Below are 23,184 nucleotides of genomic sequence, written 5' to 3' on the forward strand. Positions count from 1 at the left end.
CTGTTTGGGAATAACGACCGTGATGAACCGCCTGGCGCTCGCGCGCGACATTTCAGGATTGGCCACTATGCCGGGCATCGAGACATCGATCCACGGCATCGCCGCCGTCTGCGATCCGCTCGGCGCTCTCTATCTGCCGGACGCCGGCCTGCTCATCGTCTCCGATCTGCATCTGGAAAAAGGTGCCGCTTTCGCCCGCCGCGGCATGATGCTGCCGCCCTACGATACGCTGGCGACCCTGACCGTGCTGGCCGCCGTCATCTCGCGTTATGATCCGAAGCTCGTCGTCTCGCTCGGCGACAATTTCCACGACCGCATCGGCTCTGCGCATCTGCCGGAAAACTTTCGCGCGCTGATCGTCGGCATGGCGCGCGGCCGCGAATGGCTCTGGATCAACGGCAACCACGATCCCGACGGTGTCGTCGATCTGCCGGGTAGCTGCGCCGACGAGATGCATTATGCCGGCCTGACCTTCCGCCACGAGCCGAAAAATGGCCTGCAGAGCGGCGAAATTGCCGGCCACCTGCACCCTTCGGCGACCGTGCGCCGGCGCGAGAGATCGATCCGCCGCCCGTGTTTTGCCACCGACGGCGCCCGCCTGCTGATGCCGGCCTTCGGCGTCATGAGCGGCGGGCTGGATCTCGGCCATCAGGCGATGAAAGGCCTGTTCGACACATCCTCGCTGGTGGCGCATCTCTTGGGGCGCGATCGGATTTATTCGGTGCGGTATGGGAATTTGCGGGGGTAGCGATTGCTATTCGGATAGGGCGTGCCGCGCCAGCCCCCTCTGCAACCCTTTACTCAATCACACCCCTGCAATTGCTGCTGATACGTCCCGGCCATCCGCGCGAACTTCTGCGCGGTCTGCTGCAACTGCCCGTTCGCGCGCCAGTCGCCTCGCTTGTAGCCTGTCGGCCCGGAATAATAGGCGAGATAGAGATTATAGGCATCGTTCAGCGGAATGCCTGTTTCCACGCTGTTTTGATAGTGATACCAGCCGATGAAATCGATCGCGTCGGTGAAGTTCGTCCGCCGCGCCGCCCAGTTCCCGGTTTGCGACTGATAGTGATCCCACGTCCCGTCGAGTGCTTGCGAATAGCCATAGGCGGTCGATGGCCGGGTCCAGGGAATGAAGCCGAACAGCTTGGTACGCGGCGGCCGGGCATAAGGCTGGAAGCCGGATTCGGTATACATCGTCGCCATCAGGATCGGCACGGGCACGCCGTATTTCTTTTCCGTCCGCTCGGCCGCTCTCTGCCAGCTGGAGAAAAGCCCCTCGCGCTGGTCGAAGACGGCGCAGATGTTCCTCGTCTGCTTCGGCGCCGTTGCGCAGCCGGCAAGCAGCGCCAGACCCACGACGGTCAGAACGATACGAGTACGCATAACAAAACCTCTCGTTTCAGAGAGATTACTAACTCGTAAATGTTAAAAACCGGTTTTTAGTCGAATACGAAGTTTTTTGGAGAGGGCTGCCGGCTCCGACCGGGGGCGCTCCGCGGACTGAAAATCCCTCCCCACAAGGGGGAGGGCTTGAATGCCGCGCCGATGTCATTCCTTTCACCGTCTCATCCGCAGAAGCGTTGATGATTGTCGTGAGACGGTGCTGCGCATAGCCCCTTCCCCTTGCGGGAAGGGGTTTTCCCCGGGCATCGCACAGCCGTGGCTCACAGCCGCTACACCTTGACCGGTTCATAGCGCAGGATCGCCGCGCCGCTTGCCGTCGTCGAGGATTCAATGAGCTTCAGCGGCACCTGGGCCGCAGCCGGTTTGAAAAGCGGATTGCCGGCGCCGAGGATGACGGGCACCACGCAGATCCTGATTTCATCGATGAGGCCGGCCTTCAGCAGGCTGTCGGCAAGATCAGCACTGCCGAAGATGAAGATCGTCTTGCCTTCCTCTTGCTTCAGCCGCGTCAATTCGGGGATCGGATCGCTGACGATACGGGCATTGTTCCAGCCGGGCTCGGTCATCGTCCTGGACACGACGATCTTGGCGATGCCGTTCATATAGGCCTTGATCCTGCCTTCGCCTTCGGCGGTCGGCCAGTAGGAGGCCATGCCCTCATAGGTCTTGCGACCGAAAACCAGGAGATCGCCTTCTTCGCCGAACTGCTCGGCTTAGCGCTGGAGCTCGGGTCCCCAGGCAAGATTGTGGAAGTCGATATCCCACGGCTTCGTACCTTCGAAATACCCGTCGAGCGTCATCAGGTTCCAGACGATAAGCTTTCTCATCTCCATCCTCCTTCTCGATTGTCGAATTTAAACCGGTTGCTATTCAAAACCGGTCTGAAGCTAAAGTGACAGATTGCAAAACGCAAGCGGTTTTTGCGAAGGGCGGATGAGCCGCGTCGGGGTATGTGCGGTCAAGCCGCGCTCGACCGGTGGCGGCCACAAGAAGACATTGGCGGGAGTACCTCGCCTTGCGGCGGCTCAGTCCTTGCGGAAGATCAGGCTGGCGCCCCAGCCGGTGACGACGGCGAGAGCCACGGCCGCGCAGCCGTAGAGGATCGGCTGGTCATGTGCGGCATCGGTGATCGTCTGCTCGATGCCCGTCTTGATGACGCGCAGCGGCAGCGATTTCTCGGTGACGAGATCGCCGCTCTTGAAGAGATAGGCGCGTACCGTATGCACCCCGTTCGGAATATTGGCCGGCAGGCGCAGGCTCGCCTTGAACAGGTTCGATGCGACGAACCGCACGCCGCTCGGATTGCGGTCGTAAAGCGCGCCTCCCTGCTGCAGCCGCAGGAAAGCCTGGCGGAATTCGCCGAGATTGCTGCCGTCGCCGACGAAGCCGACCGGCGTCAGCGGAATGTGATCGATGCCGATCCCCTGATCGGTCAGTTCGAGCGGCGTCGTCAGATCGTCGATCATCCGCGAGCTCGACATCGAATATGAATGCGGCACCGCCTCGAAGGTCATCGAGCGCGTGTTCATCCAGATGCCGAAGACGCGTTCCTTCTTCCGCACCGTCGCATCCTGGCGCGGACCCTCCAGCACCACGACCACGTCATACTGGCCGATGGCGAGCAGCAGCTGATCGGTGTTCGAGAGCGCCCCGAAGATCGTCAGATCGGCGCCGTGGAAATCCGAGGTGATGGCGATTTCACTGGTCGAGGTGCCGATTTCAAGCCCCTCGCGCACCGCTTCCGTCGATTGTCCGGGCAGCCATTGTGCGCCGGCGGCGGCCGGCAGCAGGCAAAGAAAGGCGAGGACGGCGGCAGCGAGGCGCATCAGTTGCCCGTCCCCATCACCACCGAATAAATATCGGCCGGCGTCACCACCAGCGCGATCGCAAGACGCAGACCAACGGCCAGCACCAGCAGGCCGAGCAGGGCGCGCAGCTGTTCGCCGCGCAGCTTCTGGCCGACGCGCACGCCGTATTGGGCGCCGATGACGCCGGCCACCATCAGGATGAAGGCCAGCACGATGTCGACGGAGAAGTTGGTCGCCGCCTGCACGATCGTCGTATAGGCGGTGACGAAGATGATCTGGTAGAGCGACGTGCCGACGACGACATTGGTCGGGATGCGCAAAAGATAGATCATCGCCGGCACCATGATGAAGCCGCCGCCGACACCCATGACCGAGGTGAGGATACCGATCGCAAAGCCGAGTGCGACGATCGGAATGACGCTGAGAAAGATCTTCGATTTCTTGAAGCGCACCTTGAGCGGCAGCTTGTGCACCCAGTGTTGATGGCCGGGCTTGCGTGGCGCCGGCGGCTCGTTGCGGGCGGCGCGCCGCATGGCGTTGATGCTTTCGAGCAGCATCAGCCCGCCGACCGTGCCGAGGAAGATCACGTAAAGCAGCGAGATGAACAGATCGAGTTGGCCGAGGGCGCGCAGCAGCGAGAAGATCCAGATGCCGACGGTGGCGCCCGAGAGGCCGCCGACCAGAAGCACCGTGCCGAGCTTGACGTCGAGCGTGCCGCGGCGGAAATGCGTGATTGCGCCCGAAATCGACGACGCCACCACTTGGTTGGCGCCGGTGGCGACCGCCACGACCGGGGGGATATTGTAGAAGATCAGCAGCGGCGTGATGAGAAAACCGCCACCGACGCCGAACATTCCTGACAGGAATCCGACGGCCGCCCCCATGCCGAGAATGATGAAAATGTTCACCGACAATTCTGCGATGGGCAGATAAATTGTCACAACCGACCCCGAATGATGACCGCCCCTGCCGGGCGGTTTCCGTCACGTCCCCGTTCGAATGCGCACCTTACCGCGAAATCGTTGCCAGAGGCTTTCGATCAGCCCCTGGGGCGATGGAGATCGAGAGTGGACGATTCGACGGATGCGCCAGGCGATCTGTCCCGCATAATCCGGCTTTTTTCAGATTGCGTGACAGGCGGCGGAAAAAATGGCGAATGTCTTGGTGCCGCAGGTCTTCTGTAGCGCGATTCCAGCAAAACAGCCGTGCGGTTTGCGCCCGGCTTGGCGCAAACAAGACATCATCATGTCCGTAGCCGGCGGCAACCGTTCTAGATCGCCTTGGCCACCTGCTTGTTGCGCTCGAGCAGCGCCTTGACCGTCGCGTCGGTCACCTTGCCGTCCGGCGCCTGGCCGATCGACTTCTGGAAGTTCTTGATCGCGGTAACGGTCTTGGCGCCCATTTCGCCGTCCGGCACGCCGGCGTCGAAGCCGTTATTGTTGAGGATGGCCTGGATGTTGCGGATCGCCTTCTTCATGTCAACGGAGGCCGTCTTGGCGCCCGTGCCCGCCCATTCGTCGGGGATATCGATGCCGTTGGCGCGGTGGTCGAGCGGTTCCGGCTTCCAGAGATCGGCCTTGGCGCGAGCCCGCTCGAGCTGATCGGGCTTCATCGCGTTTGCCACTTCGTCGCGCTTCTGGCCCGCGTCCTTGTCGCCGGCTTTGGCGGCGATCGCAAACCACTTGTAGGATTCTTCGATGTCCGTGGGAACGCCGTTGCCCCTCGCGCAGAGGATCGCCAGGTTGAACTGGCTGTCGGTGATGCCGAGATTGGCGGCCTTGGTGAACCAGGAGGCCGCTGTCGCATAATCCTGCTGGCCGAGCGCGCCGGAGGCGTAGAGCACGGCGAGGTTGTGCATGGCGCTGGCATTGCCCTGGTTTGCCGCCTGTTCGTAGAAGGTCTTTGCCTTGGCGATGTCGCGTTCGACGCCGTTGCCCTTCTCATACATGCTGCCGAGCCGGTACTGCGCCGGCGCAAAACCCTTGTCGGCCGCAAGCTGGTACCAGTTGGCCGCCTGCTTCTGATCGACCGTCATGCCGTTGCGGCCGTCCGAATAGCGCGCGCCGATCTCGAACAGCGCCAGCGCATCGCCGCCCTGCGCCGCATCGGCAAGCGATTTCGGCTGCACGGTGTCGGGAATGGTGATGGCGGCCTGCGGTGCTGCGGCCGGCGTGTTCGGTACGAAGCCCGATGTTTCCTGCGGTGCGCCGGACGAAGCGGCGGGCGCAAAAGTTGCAGCTCCTTCGCCGTCGAGCGGGGCAGCGTCGGTCAGATGATCGCCGGCGGCGGGTGGGGTTGTTTCCGGCTGCGCCTGTTCGGCGGCAGGAGGTGCCGTCTCGGTTGCGGGAGCGTTCACCTCCGCAGCGCCGGTGTCGGGCTGGGCGGACGTTGCTTCGGGCAGGGCTGGCTGCGGGTTTTCCGTTGCGCCTGTCAGCGCCGAGACCTCGGCCGGCGGCTGCGGCGCGGGCTCTCCGCTCGTCAACGTCCGGGCCAGCGGAAAGGCCATGATGGCGAGCAGCACGGCGCCGATCGCCAGCAGGATCGGCCGGCGGTAGCGCGAGAAGGCGCTGACCTTGCCGGTTTTGCCCGTCTTGTCGGCCTTGGCAGTCGCGCCTTTCTTCTCGGCCTTGCCGGCCTGCTTCGGATTGGCGTCCACCTCCATGGCGGCTGCCTGCGCCGCCCGGCGTGCAGCGGCGATGTAATCGGCGCGATCGGTCTCGACGGGCGGTTTGCCGCGTGCGGCACTCTGGCTGGCGCGCACCCGTTCAAGGATCTTCTTGACGTCAGGCGCGCCCGAACCCGGCTCGAGCAGTTCGTTCGCCGCATCCGTCGGCACCACGTCGGCAGGATCGATCGACGGCGCGGGGTCGATCACCGCGCGTTCGGCGGCCTTTGTCTCGGCCTTCTTGCCGGGGCGCAACCGCTTGCCGAGGCTGGCGAGCAGGCCGGGCTTTGCCGGCGCCGGCGTCGCGGCCTCCGGCGTTCTGGTCGCCGCTTCGATGGCGATCGCGCTGGTTGCGCTCATCACTGCGGCCTGCGCCGGGACAGGTTCGGCTGCGACCTCCGCCGGGCGGATGACCGGAGAGGCCTTTGCTGCCGGGGCAGCTTCCGGCGTCCGGGTGGTCTCGGCCACCATCAGCGCATAAGGGTCGATATCGAAATCGACGTCGGCGACCGGCATCTGGGCGGCCGGCCGCCCGCGCTCTTCCATGCCGTCGAGACGGTCGGCGATATGCACCAGCGTCTCGTGCAGCGCCTTGAACGTCTTGTGCGTGCGCTCCTCGCTGTCGCGGCTGATATCCTCGAGATGGCGCAGATCCTCGGCCAGCGCCGTCAGCGCGGACATGTCGGCGGCCGGCACGGTTCCCTGCAGGGCGCCGTTGCGCGAATAGGCCTCGACGACGGCTTCCGCCGCCTGACGCGCCGCTTCGATAATATATTCGTCGCTGGTCGCCATGTAATCTTCGATCGCGCCCATGCGCCGGTCGAGATCGGCGGGGATCGCAGCGCTTTCGCGCGGCTCGCTCATCAGCGCCGAAAGATTGGCGATCTGGTCCTCGAGGTTCTTCAGCGCCCGCGGATCGGTCGGCGGTGCTGCCGTACTCTCTTCCAGCCGGGCGGCGATGTCGCTCAGCCGCCCCTCGAGACGCCGGAAGGCGCCGTCGTCGATTGCCGCGGCCGGCGCCGGCTGCGGATGGGCCATCTCGTCGATGCGCCGGGCGAGATAATCGAGCCGCTGCGCCAGCACGTCGTTGACCGCGCCGTTCTCGAGCGCGTCGATCTTGCGGGAGATGTCGGAAAGCGGTCCGCTGAGGTCGGGTTGCGCCGCCGTCTGCTGCGTGCGCTCCAAGAGATAGGAAAGATGTTCCAGCCGCTCGTCGAGCCGCGACGTCGCTTCCGCCCTGGTCAGTTCCTCGACACGTTCCGTCAGCGCTTCCAGCCGCATCGCCAGCTCATCGGCGGGCGTCGCCCGGCTGGCGGCGTCATGGCTCATCACGTCGATCTGGTCGGCGAGCGCCGAAAGCCGGCTTTCCAGCCGCTGCATCAGTGTCGGATCGCTGTTGGCGGCCGCACGTCCGCTGGCCGCGATCGCCCGGCTGATCTCGTCGAGCCGCATGTCCATGGCGGCGAACTGTTCGGCCATGACCCGGTCATGCGGCTGGATCATGTTGCCGAACTGCTCCATCGCCGTGGCGATGGCGATGAGCTTGTCTTCCAGTGCCCGCACCGCCGGGCTTTCGCCCATGCCGCCGATGTGGCGCTTGATGTCGTCGAGCCGGTAGGCGAGCGAAACGAGCTCTTCCTGCAGACCCTCGGTGTCGAGCGCGGCAAGCCGGTTTTCGAAGCCGTCCCAGCGGTTTTCCATGTGGCGCAGCGATTCTTCGCGCGCCAGCCCGTCCATCAGCGATCGCAGATCCTCGAAATCTTCACGCAGGCCGGCCGCTTCCGCGCCGGCCGAGCGTCCGGTCAGCTGATTGATGCTCTGGGCGAGGCGGCTCATGTCGGCGCGGATGTCGTCGGCGAAGCGGCCGTCTCCGGCACTTGTTTTGATCTCGCGCAGTTCCGTGCGCAGCGCGTTCATCTCGCGGGTGACGCCTTCGGAAATGTCGCGCTTAAGGTCATGGCGCAGGTTGACAAGCGCCTGGGCGATCTCCGTCATCGTATCGTCGCCGGCGCGGAAGGCGGGTGCCGGCTGTGATGCCGCGGCGCGCGGCGCGGGTTCGCGCAGCTGCGGGGTCGGCTCGCGTCCGTAAGGCCGTTCCCGGCCGGCTTCCAGCGCGCGTTGGCGCTGGCGGATTTCAGTGAGCGGATCCGGCCGCGGCTCGATCGGCGCTCTTGCCGGGCGCGGCGAATTGGGGCTGGCGTAAACGTCGCGCTCGGCCGTTGCCGTGCGCGGCCGCTGGTCGCGCCCGCTGCCCATGAGCCCTTCGATGCGCGCCTCCAGCCCTTCGATCGTGCGGTTCAGCGCATCGAGCGAGGTCCTGTCGGACTGCCGGGAAGGATTTGATCGCGATCCGTTCATCTTCTTGCTCGCTTCGACTGCTCGATCTCTCGTCAGAGCTCGATCCGTGGCTTTTCCGTCAGTGGCCAGCGTCTTCACGCCGACCGGAGCGCATCATCCATAAGAAGATAGTCAATTAGACTTTCCTCAGGCTGAACGATGTAGCGGCATCTTTAAGAAACGCGAGACTGGAAAAAGGAATGCGGGTCACTACTGCTCAACCCGCACCTTTCACGAAACGTGGTAAACAAGCCGTTAATATCGATGAGAATTTTTTAACGTTTGTGTCTCAAACGCCCTTTTTGGCGGCAATTGCCGCTCGCTTTGGCCGACGACGCGTCAGGCCGGCCGCTTATATTGCAGTTCGATCCTCACGCCCTCCGGACCGTAAACGAAGACCTGGCCGAGATCGGTGTCGGGAATATCGTAATATTCATAGCGATAGCCGCTCGCCTTGATGCGCTCCAGCGCCGGGGCGAATTCGTAAAGGCTGAAGGCGACATGATTGAAGATGCCCGGCGGAAAATCGGTGCTGCGCGATGTCAGGCTGAGATGAATGACCGGCCGGTCGTCGAGATAGAGCCAATGGCCGGGCGAAGGGAAGGGCGGCCGATAGCCTTCCTTGACGCCGAGAATGGCTTGCAGGAAGCCGATCATGCGAGGCGCATCGCGGGTATCGATCGTGACATGGTCCAGGCGCGGCATCGGTTCCTCCCTGCCAGCTCGACGAGAGGGAGCCTATCCTGTTCACCTCAGCCGCGAAAGTTGTTTCGCCGCCGGCGTAACATCCGGCTGGAATTTCAGTGCGGCGCTCCCGCATCGATCGAATAGGCGCTGATGCGCGACAGATGGATGAAGGAAAGCCCGGTCTCCTCGGCCCAGTCGTTGAAGGCCTTCTGGATCATCGGCTGGTCCTTCTTCGCCGTGCCGGAGGCAGACAGCGGCACGCCCGCCGATCTCAGGCAGGCCAGCACGTCCATCGTGGCGACAAAGCTGTCGCGGCCGATGCCGCGCAGGAAATATTGCCCGGTCATGCCGCCGAGCCGGCTGCCGCGTTTGCTCAACAGGTCGAGGAGGCCGATCTGGTCTTCCCGCGGCCAGTCGGCGAGGAAGGCGCCGGCGCTGCCGTGTTCCCTCGCCAGTTCCCTGATGAAAGCGGCATTGGCGCGAACCGACATGATCTTCGCGCCGTTGCGGATGATCCGCTCGTCCGAGGTCAGCTCATGCCAATAATCGTCCGGCGCAATATTCAGCATTGCCGGATCGAAACCGGAAAACGCCGCCTCGAAGCCCGGCCATTTCGCATCGATCACCTTCTGGACGAAGCCGCTGTAGAAAATGCGCCGGGTCATGTCGGCAAGTATCCGGTCATCGGGCATGGCGCGCAGCCGGTCGTGATCCGGCCGATGCTTCTCCAGCAAGGCCTGCAGCGCCGCTGCGCCGCCTTTCCGTTCCTCCGCACGCTGCTTTATCGCCTCGAAACTCATCATGCCGGCCGCCCCCTGAAGCAATGTCCGAATTGCGGATAAAAGACTTCGTCCTTATATGCCGTTCCCCGATGGACAAGGAAGGGGAGATCACGTCTCCTCCTCGCGCGGATTCGCGGTTCACGAATTTTTTCGCGAAATGGCGAAGCGGTAGAATTTGACGTTTACGCAAACGTCAATATTTTGTAAGACAGTGCCCGAGGCCGGCTCGACCCGGTCAGTCGAATGGAGGAATTCGCGAAATGCCAGTCTACAAGGCCCCGGTGAATGATACGCTCTTCGTCCTGAACGACGTGCTGGGCCTCGAGCGCTATAACAATCTGCCGGGTTTTGCCGATGCCACGCCTGACATGATCGAGGCGATCCTCGGCGAGGCCGGAAAGGTTGCCGAGGAGGCGCTCTTCCCGGTGAATTATTCCGGCGATCAGGAGGGCTGTCATCGCCACGACGATGCCAGCGTCTCGACGCCGAAGGGCTTCCGAGAGGCTTACAAGGCCTATCGCGAAGGTGGCTGGATCGGTCTCGCTGTGCCGGAGGAATTCGGCGGGCAGGGGCTGCCCTATACGCTGCATTGCGCCGTCGGCGAATATACCTCTGCCGCCAACATGTCGCTGATGATGTATCCCGGCCTGACGCAGGGCGCGATCGCCGCGATCCTCGTCCATGGCACGCAGGAGCAGAAGGAGACCTACCTGCCGAAGATGGTCGACGGCTCCTGGTCGGGCACCATGAACCTGACCGAGCCGCATTGCGGCACCGATCTCGGCATGCTGCGCACCAAGGCGGTGCCGCAGGCGGACGGCAGCTACAGAATATCCGGCCAGAAGATCTTCATCTCCGCCGGCGAACACGATCTGACCGACAATATCGTTCACCTGGTGCTGGCTCGTATCGAAGGCGCGCCCGAAGGCACCAAGGGCATTTCGCTGTTCATCGTTCCGAAATTCCTGGTCGGCAAGGACGGGGCGCCCGGCGCCCGCAACGCCGTTTCCTGCGGCGCGATCGAGCACAAGATGGGCATTCACGGCAACGCCACCTGCGTCATGAATTACGACGAGGCGACGGGTTTCCTGATCGGCGCCGAAAACCGCGGCCTCAACGCCATGTTCGTGATGATGAACGAGGCCCGGCTGATGGTCGGCCTGCAGGGCATCGCCATTTCCGAGATCGCCTATCAGAACGCCGCCGCCTATGCTCGCGATCGCATCCAGGGCCGCTCGCTCTCCGGCGTCAAGGCGCCGGATAAGAAGGCCGATCCGATCATCGTCCATCCGGACATTCGCCGCACGCTGATGACCATCCGCGCCTTTAACGAGGCCGGCCGCGCCTTCCTGCTGTGGACGGCGCTGAAATCCGATATCGCCCACCGCGCCACCGACGAGAAGGAACGCCGGACGGCCGATGATATTCTTGGCCTCGTCACCCCGATCCTCAAGGGCGTGATGACCGACAAGGGCTTCGACCATGCCGTCATGGCCCAGCAGGTCTTCGGCGGCCACGGCTATATCGAAGAACATGGCATGAGCCAGTATGTGCGCGATGCCCGCATCGCCATGATTTATGAAGGCGCCAACGGCATCCAGGCGCTCGATCTCGTCGGCCGCAAGCTCGCCTTGAACGGCGGCCGCGCCGCCATGGCCCTCTTCAAGGAGATCGGCGATTTCTGCGAGGAAAACCGCAGCGACGAAAAGCTTTCCTTCTTCACCAAGCATCTGAAAAAGGGCTTGAACGACGTCCAGGGTGCGACCATGTGGTTCATGCAGAACGCCATGGCCAAGCCCGACAATGCCGGCGCCGGCTCGACTGACTATATGCATCTCTTCGGCCTCGTCGTGCTCGGCTATATGTGGGCGAAAATGGCGAAGGCCGCCGAGGATGGCCTTGCGTCCGGTGACGCGAGCCGCGAGGATTTCCTGAAGAACAAGCTGGTGACTGCCCGCTTCTTCATGGAACGTATCATGCCGGAAACCGCGCTGCGCAAGGCCCGCATCGAAGCCGGCGCCGACACGATGATGGCGCTGGCCGCGGAAGCGTTTTGATTGTGTCCCTTCTCCCCTTCGGACCCCCGCTGGGGAGAAGGGAGAACACGAAATTCACCGGCGCCGCCGCGCCGTCAGGGAGATGAGGAAATGACCGAGGTTTTCATTTACGACCACGTCCGCACGCCGCGCGGCCGCGGCAAGAAGGACGGCGCGCTGCATGAGGTGCCGTCCGTGCGCCTGGCGGCCAAGACGCTGGAAGCGATCCGCGACCGCAACGGGCTCGACACGCGAACGGTCGACGACATCATCATGGGCTGCGTCGATCCTGTCATGGATGCCGGCGCCGTCATCCCCAAGGCCGCCGCCTTCGAAGCCGGATATTCGACGAAGGCGCCGGGCATGCAGATCTCCCGCTTCTGCGCCTCCGGCCTCGACGCCGTCAATTTCGGCGCCGGCAAGATTGCCCAGGGTGCCGACGACATCGTCATTGCGGGCGGCGTCGAAAGCATGTCGCGCGTTGGTCTCGGCATGTCCGGCGGTGCCTGGTTCATGGACCCTTCGGTGAATTTCCCGGCCTATTTCATGCCGCAGGGCGTCTCGGCCGATCTCATCGCCACCAAATACGGTTTCAGCAGAACCGATGTCGACGCCTATGCCGTCGAGAGCCAGAAGCGCGCTGGACATGCCTGGGAACAGGGCTGGTTCGACAAGTCGGTCATCCCCGTCAAGGATCAGAACGGCCTGACGATCCTCGACAAGGACGAGCACATGCGTCCGGGCACCGACATGCAGGCGCTGGCCTCGCTCAACCCGTCCTTCCAGATGCCGGGTGAGATGGGCGGCTTCGAAGCCGTCGGCATCCAGGCCCATCCCGAGATCGAGCGTATCAATTATGTCCACCATGCCGGCAATTCCTCCGGCATCGTCGATGGCGCCGGCGTCGTCCTGCTCGGCTCGAAGGCCGGCGGCGAGAGCATGGGGATCAAGCCGCGCGCCCGCATCAAGGCCTTCGCCAATATCGGCTCCGATCCGGCCCTGATGCTGACCGGGCCCGTCGACGTCACCGAAAAGCTGTTGAAGCGGACCGGCATGCGCCTTGCCGATATCGACCTCTTCGAACTCAATGAGGCCTTCGCCGCTGTCGTGCTGCGCTACATGCAGGCCTTCGACATCGACCACGACAGGATCAACGTCAATGGCGGCGCCATCGCCATGGGCCACCCGCTCGGCGCCACCGGCGCGATGATTCTCGGCACGGTGCTCGACGAGCTCGAACGGCGCGATCTCAATACCGCGCTGGTGACGCTCTGCATCGGCGCCGGCATGGGCACGGCAACGGTAATCGAACGCGTTTGATCGGATCCGAACCCTCGCTTCTCGGGGAGGGTTTCACCGCAAGAGAATTCAGGGAGAGGAATTCCCAAGATGAGCACCTACACCAATTTCACGCTCGAAACCGACGCCGACGGCATCGCTCTCGTCACCTGGGATATGCCCGGCAAATCGATGAACGTCTTCACATCAGAGGTGATGGAAGAGCTCAACGCCATCATCGACGCCACCACCGCGGACGCCGGCGTCAAGGGTGTCGTCTTCACCTCGGGCAAATCCTCCTTCTCCGGCGGCGCCGATCTCTCGATGATCAAGTCGATGTTCAGCGCCTATCAGGAGGAGAAGGCCAGGAACCCGGAATCGGCCGTCCGGACGCTCTTCGGTCTCGTCGGCCGCATGTCAGGTTTGTTCCGCAAGCTCGAAACCTCGGGCAAGCCCTGGGTTTCCGCCATCAATGGCACCTGCATGGGCGGCGCTTTCGAACTGTCGCTCGCCTGCCACGGCCGCGTCGCCTCCAATGCCAAGAGCGTCAAGATTGCGCTGCCCGAGGTCAAGGTCGGCATCTTCCCCGGCGCCGGCGGCACCCAGCGCGTGCCGCGGCTGGCCAATGCCCAGGATGCGCTGCAGATGATGACGACAGGCCAGTCGCTGAGCGGCTCCCGCGCCAAGGCGATGAACCTCGTGCATCAGGTGGTCGAGCCGGACCAGCTGATCCCCGCCGCCAAGCAGATGATCAAGGACGGTCTGAAGCCGGTCGCCCCTTGGGACGATAAAGGCTTCAAGCTTCCGGGCGGCGGCATCTGGACGCCGGCCTCGGCCCAGCTCTGGCCGGCCGCGCCGGCAATCCTGCGCCGCGAAACCTCGGGCAATTATCCGGCAGCGCTCGCCATCCTGAAATGCGTCTATGAAGGCCTGCAGGTGCCGTTCGACACCGGCCTGAAGATCGAGCAGCGTTATTTCACCGAGGTGCTGCAGACCCGCGAAGCCTTCTCGATGATCCGTTCGCTGTTCATTTCCATGCAGGAGCTCGGCAAGGGCGCCCGCCGCCCGGCCGGCATTCCGAAGACCGAACTGAAACATGTCGGCGTCGTCGGCGCCGGTTTCATGGGCGCCTCGATCGCCTATGTCACCGCCGCCGCCGGTCTCCCGGTGACGCTGATCGACCGCGACTTGGAGGCCGCCGCCAAGGGCAAGGCGGTCTGCGAAGGCCTCGTCAAGGATTCCGTCGGTAAGGGGCGGTTTACGCAGGACGAGGCTGCGGCCCTTCTTGCCCGCATCACGCCTGCCGCCGACTATGCCGGTCTTGCCACCGCCGATCTTGTCATCGAGGCGGTGTTCGAAGATCGCGAAGTGAAGAAATCGGTCATCGCGGCGGTTGAAGCCGTGCTGCCGGAAGGCGCCATCTTCGCCTCCAATACCTCGACCCTGCCGATCACGGGCCTTGCGGAGAATTCCAAGCGCCCGGCCGATTTCATCGGCATCCACTTCTTCTCGCCCGTCGAGAAGATGATGCTGACCGAGGTCATCCTCGGCAAGGAGACCGGCGACAAGGCGCTGGCCGTCGCGCTCGATTATGTCGCGGCGATCAAGAAGACGCCGATCGTCGTCAACGACACCCGCGGTTTCTTCGTCAATCGCTGCGTGCTGCGCTACATGTCTGAGAGTTACGACATGCTGATCGAGGGCGTGCCGCCCGCCATGATCGAGAATGCCGCCAAGATGGCCGGCATGCCTGTCGGTCCCCTGGCGCTGAACGACGAGGTCGCCATCGACCTGTCGCTGAAGATACTCAAGGCCACCGTCGCCGATCTCGGCGAGAAGGCGATTGACCCCAGGCATATGGAGCTGATCTCCCGCATGGTGGAAAAGGAGGGCCGCTTCGGCCGCAAGAACTCCAAGGGCTTCTACGACTATCCGCCGAAACCGGCGAAGAAGTCGCTCTGGCCGGAGCTCAAGGACTTCTATCCGCAGAAGAAGGCGGATGAGGTCGATGTCGCCGTCCTCAAACAGCGCTTCCTCGTCACCATCGCGCTGGAGGCCGCCCGCACCGTCGAGGAAGGCATCGTCACCGATCCGCGCGAAGCCGACGTCGGCTCGATCCTCGGCTTCGGCTTCGCGCCCTACACCGGCGGCGCGCTGAGCTATATCGACGGCATGGGTGTGAAGGCTTTCGTCGAGTTGGCGGAGAGGTTAGCGGGGGCTTACGGGGATCACTTCAAGCCGACGCCGCTGCTGAAGGACATGGCCGCCAGGGGCGAGACGTTTTATGGGCGGTTCGATCCCTATGCGAAGATGGGGGCGGCGGCGTAAGTCGTTTTCGCGGTGTGGGTCTTAGGGGACTGTCTTTGCCGTTGTGCCGTGTAGGCCCCCCTCTGCCCTGCCGGGCATCTCCCCCACAGGTGGGGAGATCGGCAAGTGGCCAAACCGTCCCGCCTCTCTACCGTTTCGCCCGGCTGCGACGCCAGTTGTTTCGGGAGGCCCTCGCGCCCAGCCAATCTCCCCACCTGTGGGGGAGATGCCCGGCAGGGCAGAGGGGGCGACCACGGTACGACATCCGAGATGTTTCGACTTTCCCTTGCCGACGCCTTGCCGCGGACACAATTTGCAATTAGATCGCCGCACATCGATCTTGCTAGATGAACTTTGAAACGGCGCTCGCGTCGTTCCTGACGACCTTCCTCCAAAATCGGTTTTCATCGCCGCTGGGCATTCGCCCGGTTGCAATCTTCTATGAGCGATTCGAAAAGGATATCGTCATGAACACAGGTACCGTTAAGTGGTTCAACGCAACCAAGGGCTTCGGCTTCATTCAGCCGGATGACGGCGCTGCCGACGTTTTCGTCCACATCTCGGCCGTTGAGCGCGCCGGCATGCGCGATCTCAAGGATGGCCAGAAGCTGTCTTACGAGCTCGTCCGCGACAACAAGTCCGGCAAGATGTCGGCAGATCGCCTCCAGGCGGCTTAAGCCATTACAGCGCCGCGCGTCTTTTAGACGCGCAAAGGACGCTGTAACACTTTGACTTGCTGCATAATTTTGTCCTTAGATCGATTCCGATTTAAGGAATTATGCAGGAAGGCTTTGAATATCATCTCCGGATCGTGACCACGGATGTACTGGCACGGTTCGTCGAGATGGCAGGGAAGGTCGGGTTAACCCGGCCTTTTTGCGTTTCTGGCTGGTCGCTACGCTTGCGCTCAGGGTGCGACCTCAGCCGCCAGCGGCCTCACCGCCCTCCAGCATCTCCATCACCCGCGCCATCACCGCCCGCGCCGCATCGAGTTCGGCTGGCGTAAACGCAGCGCCCAGCCCATCCGCCCATCCGGCCTGTGCCATCTCGATGACGCCGAGCCGGACGGCGCCTTCCGCCGTTAACCGCACCAGCTTGGCGCGCTGGTGCTGCGGGTTGTCGGCATAGGCGGTCAGCCCTTCATCCTCCAGCACATCGGCAAGCCGCTGCACGCCCTGGCGGGCGAGGCCGAGGGTGCGGGCGATCTGCGCCACCGACATGTCGCCGCGCCTTGCCGCGGCCAGCACCTGCCAGCGGGCGCTGGTCTGGCCTGCCGGCTTTGCCAGCTGGTCGCCCGCCGCCGTCAGATGGCCGGCGAGGCGAAGGGCGGTGATTGCGAAGGCGGAAAAGGCATTTCCCTCCATCGTCCGCTCCGGTCGATTCCGTTTGACAACATGTTGTCTATTTTGTATCTCATTCATAATGACAACATATTGTCATATCCGCGGGGCCGATGCAACGGTGAGGAGGAGCCCACCATGAAGAAGACCTACAAGGGAAGCTGCCATTGCGGCAAAGTGCACTACGAGGTGGATATCGACCTCCAAGCAGGCACCGGCCGCTGCAATTGTTCGATCTGCGCCAAGCGGCGTTACTGGGGCGCCAACGTCAAACCGGAGGATTTCCGGCTGATGTGCGACGAGGCTGTCATGGCCGACTATCAGTTCAACACGATGAGCGGCCATCACCGCTTCTGCCGCACTTGCGGCGTGCCCGCCTTCGGCGACGGTTATGTCGAGGCGATCGGCGGCGCCTATGTCTCGATCAACATCGCCTGCCTCGACGATATCACCCCGGAGGAACTGGCGGCCTTGCCCGTCCGTTATTCGGACGGCAGGCACGATGCCTGGTGGAACGAGCCTGAAGTGACGAGTTATCTCTGAAGCAATTCCAGGGAAATTGAACAGCAGGCCTATATCCGCAATTGTGCAATCGGAAGTGCATCATTGTCGGATTGTCCTCCTTCCGCACGTCCTCTGTCTGCAACAGAGAAGGAGAACGGCCGTGAAAGACGAAGCGAATGTCAATCTCGAGGAAGACGCGATCATTGCCATGCTGATGATGCGAGCTAAGGCGCTGGGCGAAAAGAATGCCAAGGACGTGCTTTCCTACGAGGCCGAGGATTCCGTCGAATTTTCCCTGGCGCCGCCGCTCGTCCACTACGGCCAGGACGAAGCGGGTCTGCAGGCGTGGTTCGACACGTGGGACGGCCCGATCGGCGGCGAAGTGCGCGATGCCAAATTGACGGTCGGCGGCGATGTCGCGTTCTGGAGCGGTCTTCTGCGGATGACCGGGACCAAGACCGATGGCACCGCGGTCGATCTCTGGTTCCGCCAGACCCTCGGCCTCGTCAAGCGTGACGGGCATTGGATCGTCGCCCACCAGCACGCCTCGGTGCCCTTCGCCATGGATGGCAGCGGCCGCGCTTTGCTCGATCTGAAGCCGTGACGCGGACCTCGGATGTCAGGCAAGGTTCTCCGCCAGCTTCCGCCGGCCACTCCGGACGGCGACAATCCCGACGCCCATCAGAAGCAGGATTGCCGTCGCATAGATATCGGTCGTCAGGCCATAGCCGGCCGATTTCGCCAGGAAGCCGGCCAGGATCGCCGGCAGGCTGAAGGCGAGATAGCTCTGGAGGTAGAAGGCGGCAAGCAGGCCGGCGCGCTCATCCGCTTTGGCGAGCGGCATGATGGTGCCGATCGCGCCGAGGAAATTGCTGCCGAAACCGGCGCCGGTGAAGACGGTGCCGACGAGCAGCAGCGGCACATTGGCGAGATGCACCCCGGCAACGACCGTCAGGATGCCGAGCGTCTTGGCCGATACGCCGAAACCGAGATTGGCCGATGCCGTCTTGCCGCGCCTGAGATAGACGGCGATCGCGCCGCTGACCATCAGCGCGGTCACGACAGCCCCACCGGTCAGCGGCGCCCTGCTGCCGGTCGTGCTGGCGACCAGCGACGGCACCAGCGAAAGGTAGAAGCCGGCAAGCGTCCAGTTGGCGATATTGATCGGCGTCACCAGCGACAGTGGCCGTTTCACCTGCGGCGGAATGGCGACCCTGGGGATCAGCGAGCCGAGGGCGCCCGGCCGCCGGCCGCCGGTCTCGCGCGTCAGCCAGATGGCGGCTGCGAGCAGCGTGAAGGCAAGAAGCAGCAGCGCATAAATGAGATGCATCGGGAAAGGGCCATATTGGATCAGGGCGCTGGTGCCGACCGCGCCGACCGCCATGCCGCAAAGCGGCGCGATCGAATTGACGATCTGCCCTTTGGCCCGGTCGACATCGACGAGAGCGGCGCCGAGCGAGGCGCCGGCAATCCCGGTCGCAACACCCTGCACGATACGCGCCGCGATCAGCCAGCCGGGGCCGCTGGCGACGACGAAGAGGCCCATGGCGGCGATTTCGAGCACAAGGGCGAAGAAGATCACCGGCTTGCGGCCGAGATGGTCGGAGATCGAGCCGGCGGTCAAAAGCGCCGCCAGCAAGGCGAAGGCGTAGACGGCGAAGACCACCGTGATCAGCACCGGCGAGAGCGAGAAGTTCTCCTGGTAGATCCGATAGAGCGGCGTTGGCGCTGCCGAGGCGCCGAAAAAAGTGGCGAGCGTCAGCGCATGGAAACCGATCGAGGGAGGCGACGCATTCTCTGTGGATTTGGCTGCGGCGACCATATATAAGCCCTCTTAAAGCTAAACCGTTGCGTTAGCTCTATGTAGGGTGGATGGATCGTAAAGGCAAATTATTTGCGTTTATGGTTCTTTCAAAGATTTTGAACTATCGGTGCCGGGGGGCGGGCTTAGGGATGGCAGTGAAAGAAAATCTCCGGCCGGGCGGCAGAAGCGCCCGCGTTCAAGCCTCGGTGCACAAGGCGGTCCGCGAGCTGCTGGCCGAGATGAACCGCGCCGAGGTGACCATCCCGTTGATCGCCGCCAGGGCGGGTGTGACGCCCTCGACGATCTATCGCCGCTGGGGCGATCTGCAGGAGCTGCTCGCCGATGTCGCCGTCGAGCGGCTGCGGCCGGACATGCAGCCGGTCGATGCCGGCAGCGGCAAGGCCGATCTTGAAGCCTGGGCGGAGCAATATGCCGAGGAAATGGCCTCGGGGCCGGGGCGCGAGATGATCCGCGACGTGCTGGCGGCACAGGCAGGCGTCAATGCCTGCAAATGCGCGGAATATACGCGTCAGCAGATCGTCGTCATCGCCGAGAGGGCAAAACGTCGTGGCGAGAGCTTCCCCGACGTCGACAGCGTCATGGATCAGGTCGTGGCGCCGATCATGTATCGCATCCTGTTCGCCGACGTGCCGGATACGGCCCATGTGCGCGATCTGGTTTCGCGCGTCGTGCGCGCCAGCGACTGAACGGTCTCTTATTCCGCAGCCGCGCGCTTCAGCCCGGATATCTGGGTGATGTAGGCGCGCAGCGCCGCCGGCCGCACCGGCTTGTGCTGAACGGCGATGTCGTGCCGCTCGGCCTCGCTGCGCACCTCCGGCGTCCGGTCGGCGGTAACCAGCAAAGCGGGGATATCGACGCCGAACTGCCGGCGCAGATGCAGGATCGCGGCAATGCCGGTGCCGTCGTCGAGATGATAATCGGCGATGACGAGATCCGGCGGTCCGTCATGCCCGTCGCCTGCGACCACATCGGCCAGGCAATCCACCGCCGTCACCGCGCAGCCCCAGCCGCTGAGCAGCAGCCGCATGCCTTCGAGGATTTTCGGCTCGTTGTCGATACAGAGCACCTTCAGCCCCTTGAGCGGCTGTGCGGGGCGGTCGGTCGGCGCGACGGCCGCGACGGCCTCGGCCGGGCGCGAGACGTCGAGCGGCATGGCGATGCGGAATTCCGTTCCCCTGCCATGTGTCGACTGCAGCTCGACCGGATGATTGAGAACGCGGGCGATGCGATCGACGATCGAAAGACCGAGCCCGAGGCCGGAGGCGGTTTTTGCCCCTTCGTCCAGCCGCGCGAATTCCTTGAACACCGTGCGGAATTTCGATGGCGGAATGCCGATGCCGGAATCGATCACCTGGATGATCACCTGGTTGCCGCGCCGCCGCGCGCCGACCAGCACCTTGCCGGTGATCGTGTATTTGATGGCGTTGGAAACGAGGTTCTGCACCAGCCGGCGCAGCAGGTTGGGGTCGGAGCGCACGCGCAGCGAGGTCGGCACGACCACCAGCTTCAGCTGTTTTTCCCGGGCGATCGGCGCAAAATCGGTCTCGATCCGCTCCAGGAGATCGGAAAGCGCGACGGAGGCGAGGCGCGGCCGCATGGCGCCGGTATCGAGCCTGGAGATATCCAGCACCGCGCCGAGGATGGTTTCGACCGATTCCAGCGCCGAATCGATGTTGCGCACGATCGGGCTGTTGTCGGATTGCGCCATGCGCTCGACCAGCGCCGAGGAATAGAGCCTGGCGGCGTTGAGCGGCTGCAGGATGTCGTGGCCGGCGGCGGCGAAAAAGCGGGTCTTGCCGATATTCGCCTCGTCGGCGGCGGCCCGCGCTTCGGCGAGTTCGCGGTTGACGCGGGTAAGCTCGGCCGTGCGTTCGGCGACGCGCTGCTCCAGCGTCTCGTTCGCCTGCTTCAGCGCCTGGTCGGCGCTGACGCGCTGGGTGATGTCGGTGAAGGTAGCGACGATGCCTTTGTCGGGCATGGCGTTGGAGCGCACCTCGATGATCCGCTCGCCGCCGCCGAGCACCAGCGCAAAGGGTTTGTCGAGCGTCAGGAAATGCCGCACCGTCTGCTGCAGGTCGCCGGGCGCGATGTCGCCGCGCTGGCTGAGAATGGTGACGATGTCGGCCAGGGGAAAACCGACCTGGCCGGCATTCTCCGGCAGGTCGAGCAATTGCCGGAAGCGGCGGTTCCAGATCGTCAGCCGATTGGAGCTGTCGAAGACGGCAATGCCCTGGTCCATCTGCGAAAGCGCCGTCTGCAGCATGTCCTGGTTATATTGCAGCGCCTCGCTCGCCTGGTCGAGCAGCCAGGCGGTGTCGGACGAGGCATCCTCGATCTTCTGCAGGATCAACGACAGCACCAGCCGCGCCGAGGAGGAGCCGATGGCGCTGCCGAGTAGCTGTTCGCTGAAATGGATCAGCGCCATGTCGGCCGGCTGCTCGTCCTCCAGCTTGCGGCCGGAGCTTTGCTCATAGGTCGTCAGCGACCGCTGCATGCGCTCTTCGCCGAGATAGCGCGAGATCGCCGCCTTGAGGTCGCCGACGCTGATGCGGGTCTTCCAGCCGCGCGTCGCAAATTGCGAGCGTGAATGCCGTTTGACGAAAATGCCGGCCTGGATGCGCTCCAGCGGCCTGGCATTGCGGGTGAGCGATCCGACGAGGACGAAGGCGGTGTTGACGAGCAGGCTCATGACCGTCGCATTGACCAGCGGGTCGGCGTCGGGCGCGGTAAACAGCGTGGCGCCGGGGAAGATGAAGCCGAGCACGGCGCTTGCCACATGCGAATAATCGGGGCCGCCGAGCGACGGCAGGAACAGCAGGTAGATCCAGATGACGAAGCCGGACGTCAGCCCGAGGATGGCGCCGCGCGCATTTGCCCGCCGCCAGACCAGCCCGACGAAGAGCGCTGGGGCGATCTGCGCGATCGCGGCAAAGGAGAGAAGGCCGATCGAGGCGAGGCCGGCGGTGCTGTCGGTCGAGCGGTAATAGGCATAGCCGAACAGCAGCACGGCGAAGATGGCGCTGCGGCGGATGTTGAGCAGCGTCTTGGCGAAATCGTCGCGCTGGCCGGCGCGGCCGGCGAGTTTGCGCCGGAGGAAGATCGGCATGATGATGTCGTTCGACACCATGATCGACAGCGCCACGGAATCGACGATGACCATCGCCGTTGCGGCGGAGAAGCCGCCGATGAAGGTGATCAGCGAAACCACCGGCATCTCGCCGGCAAGCGGCAGCGACAGCATGTAGAAGTCGGCATTGCCGGCGCCACCGAAGGTCAAGAGGCCGCCGATCGCCACCGGCAGCACGAAGAGATTGATCGCGATGAGGTAGACGGGAAACAGGAAGCCGGCGAGTTTCAGCTGTTTTGCCGTCCGGTTTTCCACGACCGTCACGTGAAATTGCCGCGGCAGCATGATAATCGCGAAGGCCGACAACAGGATCAGCGTGAGCCAGCGGCTGATCGGCGTATGATAATGCAGCGCCGACATGACGAGGTCATTGTTGACGGTTTTCTGCCAGAGATCGCTCGGACCGTCGAACAGAAACCAGATGACACAGAGGCCCGCCGTCAGGAAGGCGACGAGCTTGACCACCGATTCCATCGAGACGGCGAGGATCAGGCCGTCTTGATGTTCCGTCGCATCCGTATGCCGGGTGCCGAACATGATGGCGAAGCACGCAAGCACCAGCGTCGCGACGAGCGGCAGGTCGAGAAAATAGAGATTGCCGCTGCCGATGCCGTAATCGGAGGGGTTGACCATGGCGCTGACGGTGCTCGAGATGGCCTTCAATTGCAGCGCGATGTAGGGAATGGTGCCGATCAGCGAGATCAGCGCGACGATGGTGGCGACCGTCGGGTTCTTGCCGTAGCGTGCGGCGACGAAATCGGCGACCGAGGTGAGCTTCTCTGCCTTGGCAAGCTCGATGATGCGGCGAAGCAGCGGCATGCCGAGCGTGAAGACCAGAATGGGACCGATATAGATACCGGCAAATTCCAGGCCGCGCTGCGCGGCAAGCCCGACGCTGCCGAAATAGGTCCAGGAGGTGCAGTAGATCGCCAGGCTCAGCGCATAGACGACTGGCCATCCGCCCTCCAGCGCACCCGGGCCGCGGTTCTTGCGGTCGCCATAACTTGCCACGGCGAAAAGCAGCAGCAGATAGCCGAAGGCAGACGCGAATATAACCCAGCCTGGAAGCATTGACCCTCCGCCG

The 23,184-nt window shown here is 63.6% G+C and carries 17 protein-coding genes and 1 pseudogene; 8 read left to right on the top strand and 10 right to left on the bottom strand.

Going from position 1 to position 23,184, the window contains the following annotated elements; translation table 11 throughout:
• The first annotated feature begins 22 nt into the window (after positions 1-22).
• Positions 23-748, top strand: coding sequence for a ligase-associated DNA damage response endonuclease PdeM (gene pdeM, locus AMC88_RS02920; protein ID WP_039751328.1), 726 nt, complete (start codon positions 23-25; stop codon positions 746-748).
• A gap of 53 nt (positions 749-801) precedes the next feature.
• Here the strand turns inward: pdeM and AMC88_RS02925 are convergent, their stop codons facing one another.
• The 7 genes and pseudogenes from AMC88_RS02925 to AMC88_RS02955 all read right to left on the bottom strand — a co-directional run bounded on the left by AMC88_RS02925 (position 802) and on the right by AMC88_RS02955 (position 9,704).
• Positions 802-1,383, bottom strand: coding sequence for a transglycosylase SLT domain-containing protein (locus AMC88_RS02925; protein WP_010017588.1), 582 nt, complete (start codon positions 1,381-1,383; stop codon positions 802-804).
• A gap of 290 nt (positions 1,384-1,673) precedes the next feature.
• A pseudogene (locus AMC88_RS02930) lies at positions 1,674-2,231 on the bottom strand (dihydrofolate reductase family protein).
• 198 nt (positions 2,232-2,429) lie between these two features.
• Entirely contained in the window at positions 2,430-3,230 is an 801-nt protein-coding gene (locus tag AMC88_RS02935; protein ID WP_004672858.1) for a TIGR02186 family protein, read from the bottom strand.
• Positions 3,230-4,153, bottom strand: coding sequence for a sulfite exporter TauE/SafE family protein (locus AMC88_RS02940; RefSeq protein ID WP_064824793.1), 924 nt, complete (start codon positions 4,151-4,153; stop codon positions 3,230-3,232). The genes AMC88_RS02935 and AMC88_RS02940 overlap by 1 nt, the downstream gene beginning before the upstream one ends.
• Positions 4,154-4,482: 329 nt before the next feature.
• Positions 4,483-8,235: a peptidoglycan-binding protein gene (locus AMC88_RS02945; protein WP_064824794.1), complete on the bottom strand. Its 3,753-nt coding sequence runs from the start codon at positions 8,233-8,235 to the stop codon at positions 4,483-4,485.
• A 318-nt stretch (positions 8,236-8,553) separates the two neighbouring features.
• The gene (locus AMC88_RS02950) at positions 8,554-8,919 is read right to left on the bottom strand and encodes a VOC family protein (RefSeq protein ID WP_064824795.1); all 366 of its coding nucleotides are present in this window, start codon (positions 8,917-8,919) and stop codon (positions 8,554-8,556) included.
• Positions 8,920-9,014: 95 nt separating this feature from the next.
• Positions 9,015-9,704, bottom strand: coding sequence for a DNA-3-methyladenine glycosylase I (locus tag AMC88_RS02955; RefSeq protein ID WP_064824796.1), 690 nt, complete (start codon positions 9,702-9,704; stop codon positions 9,015-9,017).
• A 239-nt stretch (positions 9,705-9,943) separates the two neighbouring features.
• Between AMC88_RS02955 and AMC88_RS02960 the strand changes: the two genes are divergently transcribed.
• The 4 genes from AMC88_RS02960 (at position 9,944) to AMC88_RS02975 (ending at position 15,981) form a co-directional block, all read left to right on the top strand.
• On the top strand, positions 9,944-11,740 hold the full coding sequence (locus AMC88_RS02960) for an acyl-CoA dehydrogenase C-terminal domain-containing protein (protein WP_012482593.1): 1,797 nt from the start codon (positions 9,944-9,946) through the stop codon (positions 11,738-11,740).
• Positions 11,741-11,830: 90 nt separating this feature from the next.
• Positions 11,831-13,039, top strand: coding sequence for an acetyl-CoA C-acetyltransferase (locus tag AMC88_RS02965; protein WP_012482594.1), 1,209 nt, complete (start codon positions 11,831-11,833; stop codon positions 13,037-13,039).
• 69 nt (positions 13,040-13,108) lie between these two features.
• Positions 13,109-15,325 carry a 3-hydroxyacyl-CoA dehydrogenase NAD-binding domain-containing protein gene (locus AMC88_RS02970; protein ID WP_012482595.1) on the top strand — a complete coding sequence of 739 codons (2,217 nt, stop codon included), beginning with the start codon at positions 13,109-13,111 and terminating at the stop codon, positions 15,323-15,325.
• A gap of 446 nt (positions 15,326-15,771) precedes the next feature.
• Entirely contained in the window at positions 15,772-15,981 is a 210-nt protein-coding gene (locus AMC88_RS02975) for a cold-shock protein (protein ID WP_004675957.1), read from the top strand.
• Between the two features lie 243 nt (positions 15,982-16,224).
• Here AMC88_RS02975 and AMC88_RS02980 read toward each other — a convergent pair whose 3' ends face one another.
• Entirely contained in the window at positions 16,225-16,668 is a 444-nt protein-coding gene (locus AMC88_RS02980) for a MarR family winged helix-turn-helix transcriptional regulator (RefSeq protein WP_004675956.1), read from the bottom strand.
• Positions 16,669-16,782: 114 nt separating this feature from the next.
• On the opposite strand from AMC88_RS02980, the gene AMC88_RS02985 reads away from it, so the two are divergent.
• Both AMC88_RS02985 and AMC88_RS02990 read left to right on the top strand, forming a co-directional pair.
• Positions 16,783-17,187, top strand: coding sequence for a GFA family protein (locus AMC88_RS02985; RefSeq protein ID WP_010010011.1), 405 nt, complete (start codon positions 16,783-16,785; stop codon positions 17,185-17,187).
• Positions 17,188-17,308: 121 nt separating this feature from the next.
• Positions 17,309-17,752, top strand: a complete 444-nt coding sequence (locus tag AMC88_RS02990; RefSeq protein ID WP_012482597.1) for a YybH family protein — start codon at positions 17,309-17,311, stop codon at positions 17,750-17,752.
• Positions 17,753-17,767: 15 nt separating this feature from the next.
• Here the strand turns inward: AMC88_RS02990 and AMC88_RS02995 are convergent, their stop codons facing one another.
• Positions 17,768-18,970, bottom strand: a complete 1,203-nt coding sequence (locus tag AMC88_RS02995; RefSeq protein WP_012482598.1) for an MFS transporter — start codon at positions 18,968-18,970, stop codon at positions 17,768-17,770.
• A gap of 131 nt (positions 18,971-19,101) precedes the next feature.
• On the opposite strand from AMC88_RS02995, the gene AMC88_RS03000 reads away from it, so the two are divergent.
• Positions 19,102-19,659, top strand: a complete 558-nt coding sequence (locus AMC88_RS03000; RefSeq protein ID WP_041683532.1) for a TetR/AcrR family transcriptional regulator — start codon at positions 19,102-19,104, stop codon at positions 19,657-19,659.
• An 8-nt stretch (positions 19,660-19,667) separates the two neighbouring features.
• On the opposite strand, the gene AMC88_RS03005 is transcribed toward AMC88_RS03000, so the two are convergent.
• The gene (locus AMC88_RS03005) at positions 19,668-23,171 is read right to left on the bottom strand and encodes a PAS domain-containing hybrid sensor histidine kinase/response regulator (RefSeq protein ID WP_012482600.1); all 3,504 of its coding nucleotides are present in this window, start codon (positions 23,169-23,171) and stop codon (positions 19,668-19,670) included.
• Between the last annotated feature and the right edge of the window lie 13 nt (positions 23,172-23,184).

The organism is Rhizobium phaseoli (assembly GCF_001664385.1).
GTDB lineage: Bacteria > Pseudomonadota > Alphaproteobacteria > Rhizobiales > Rhizobiaceae > Rhizobium > Rhizobium phaseoli.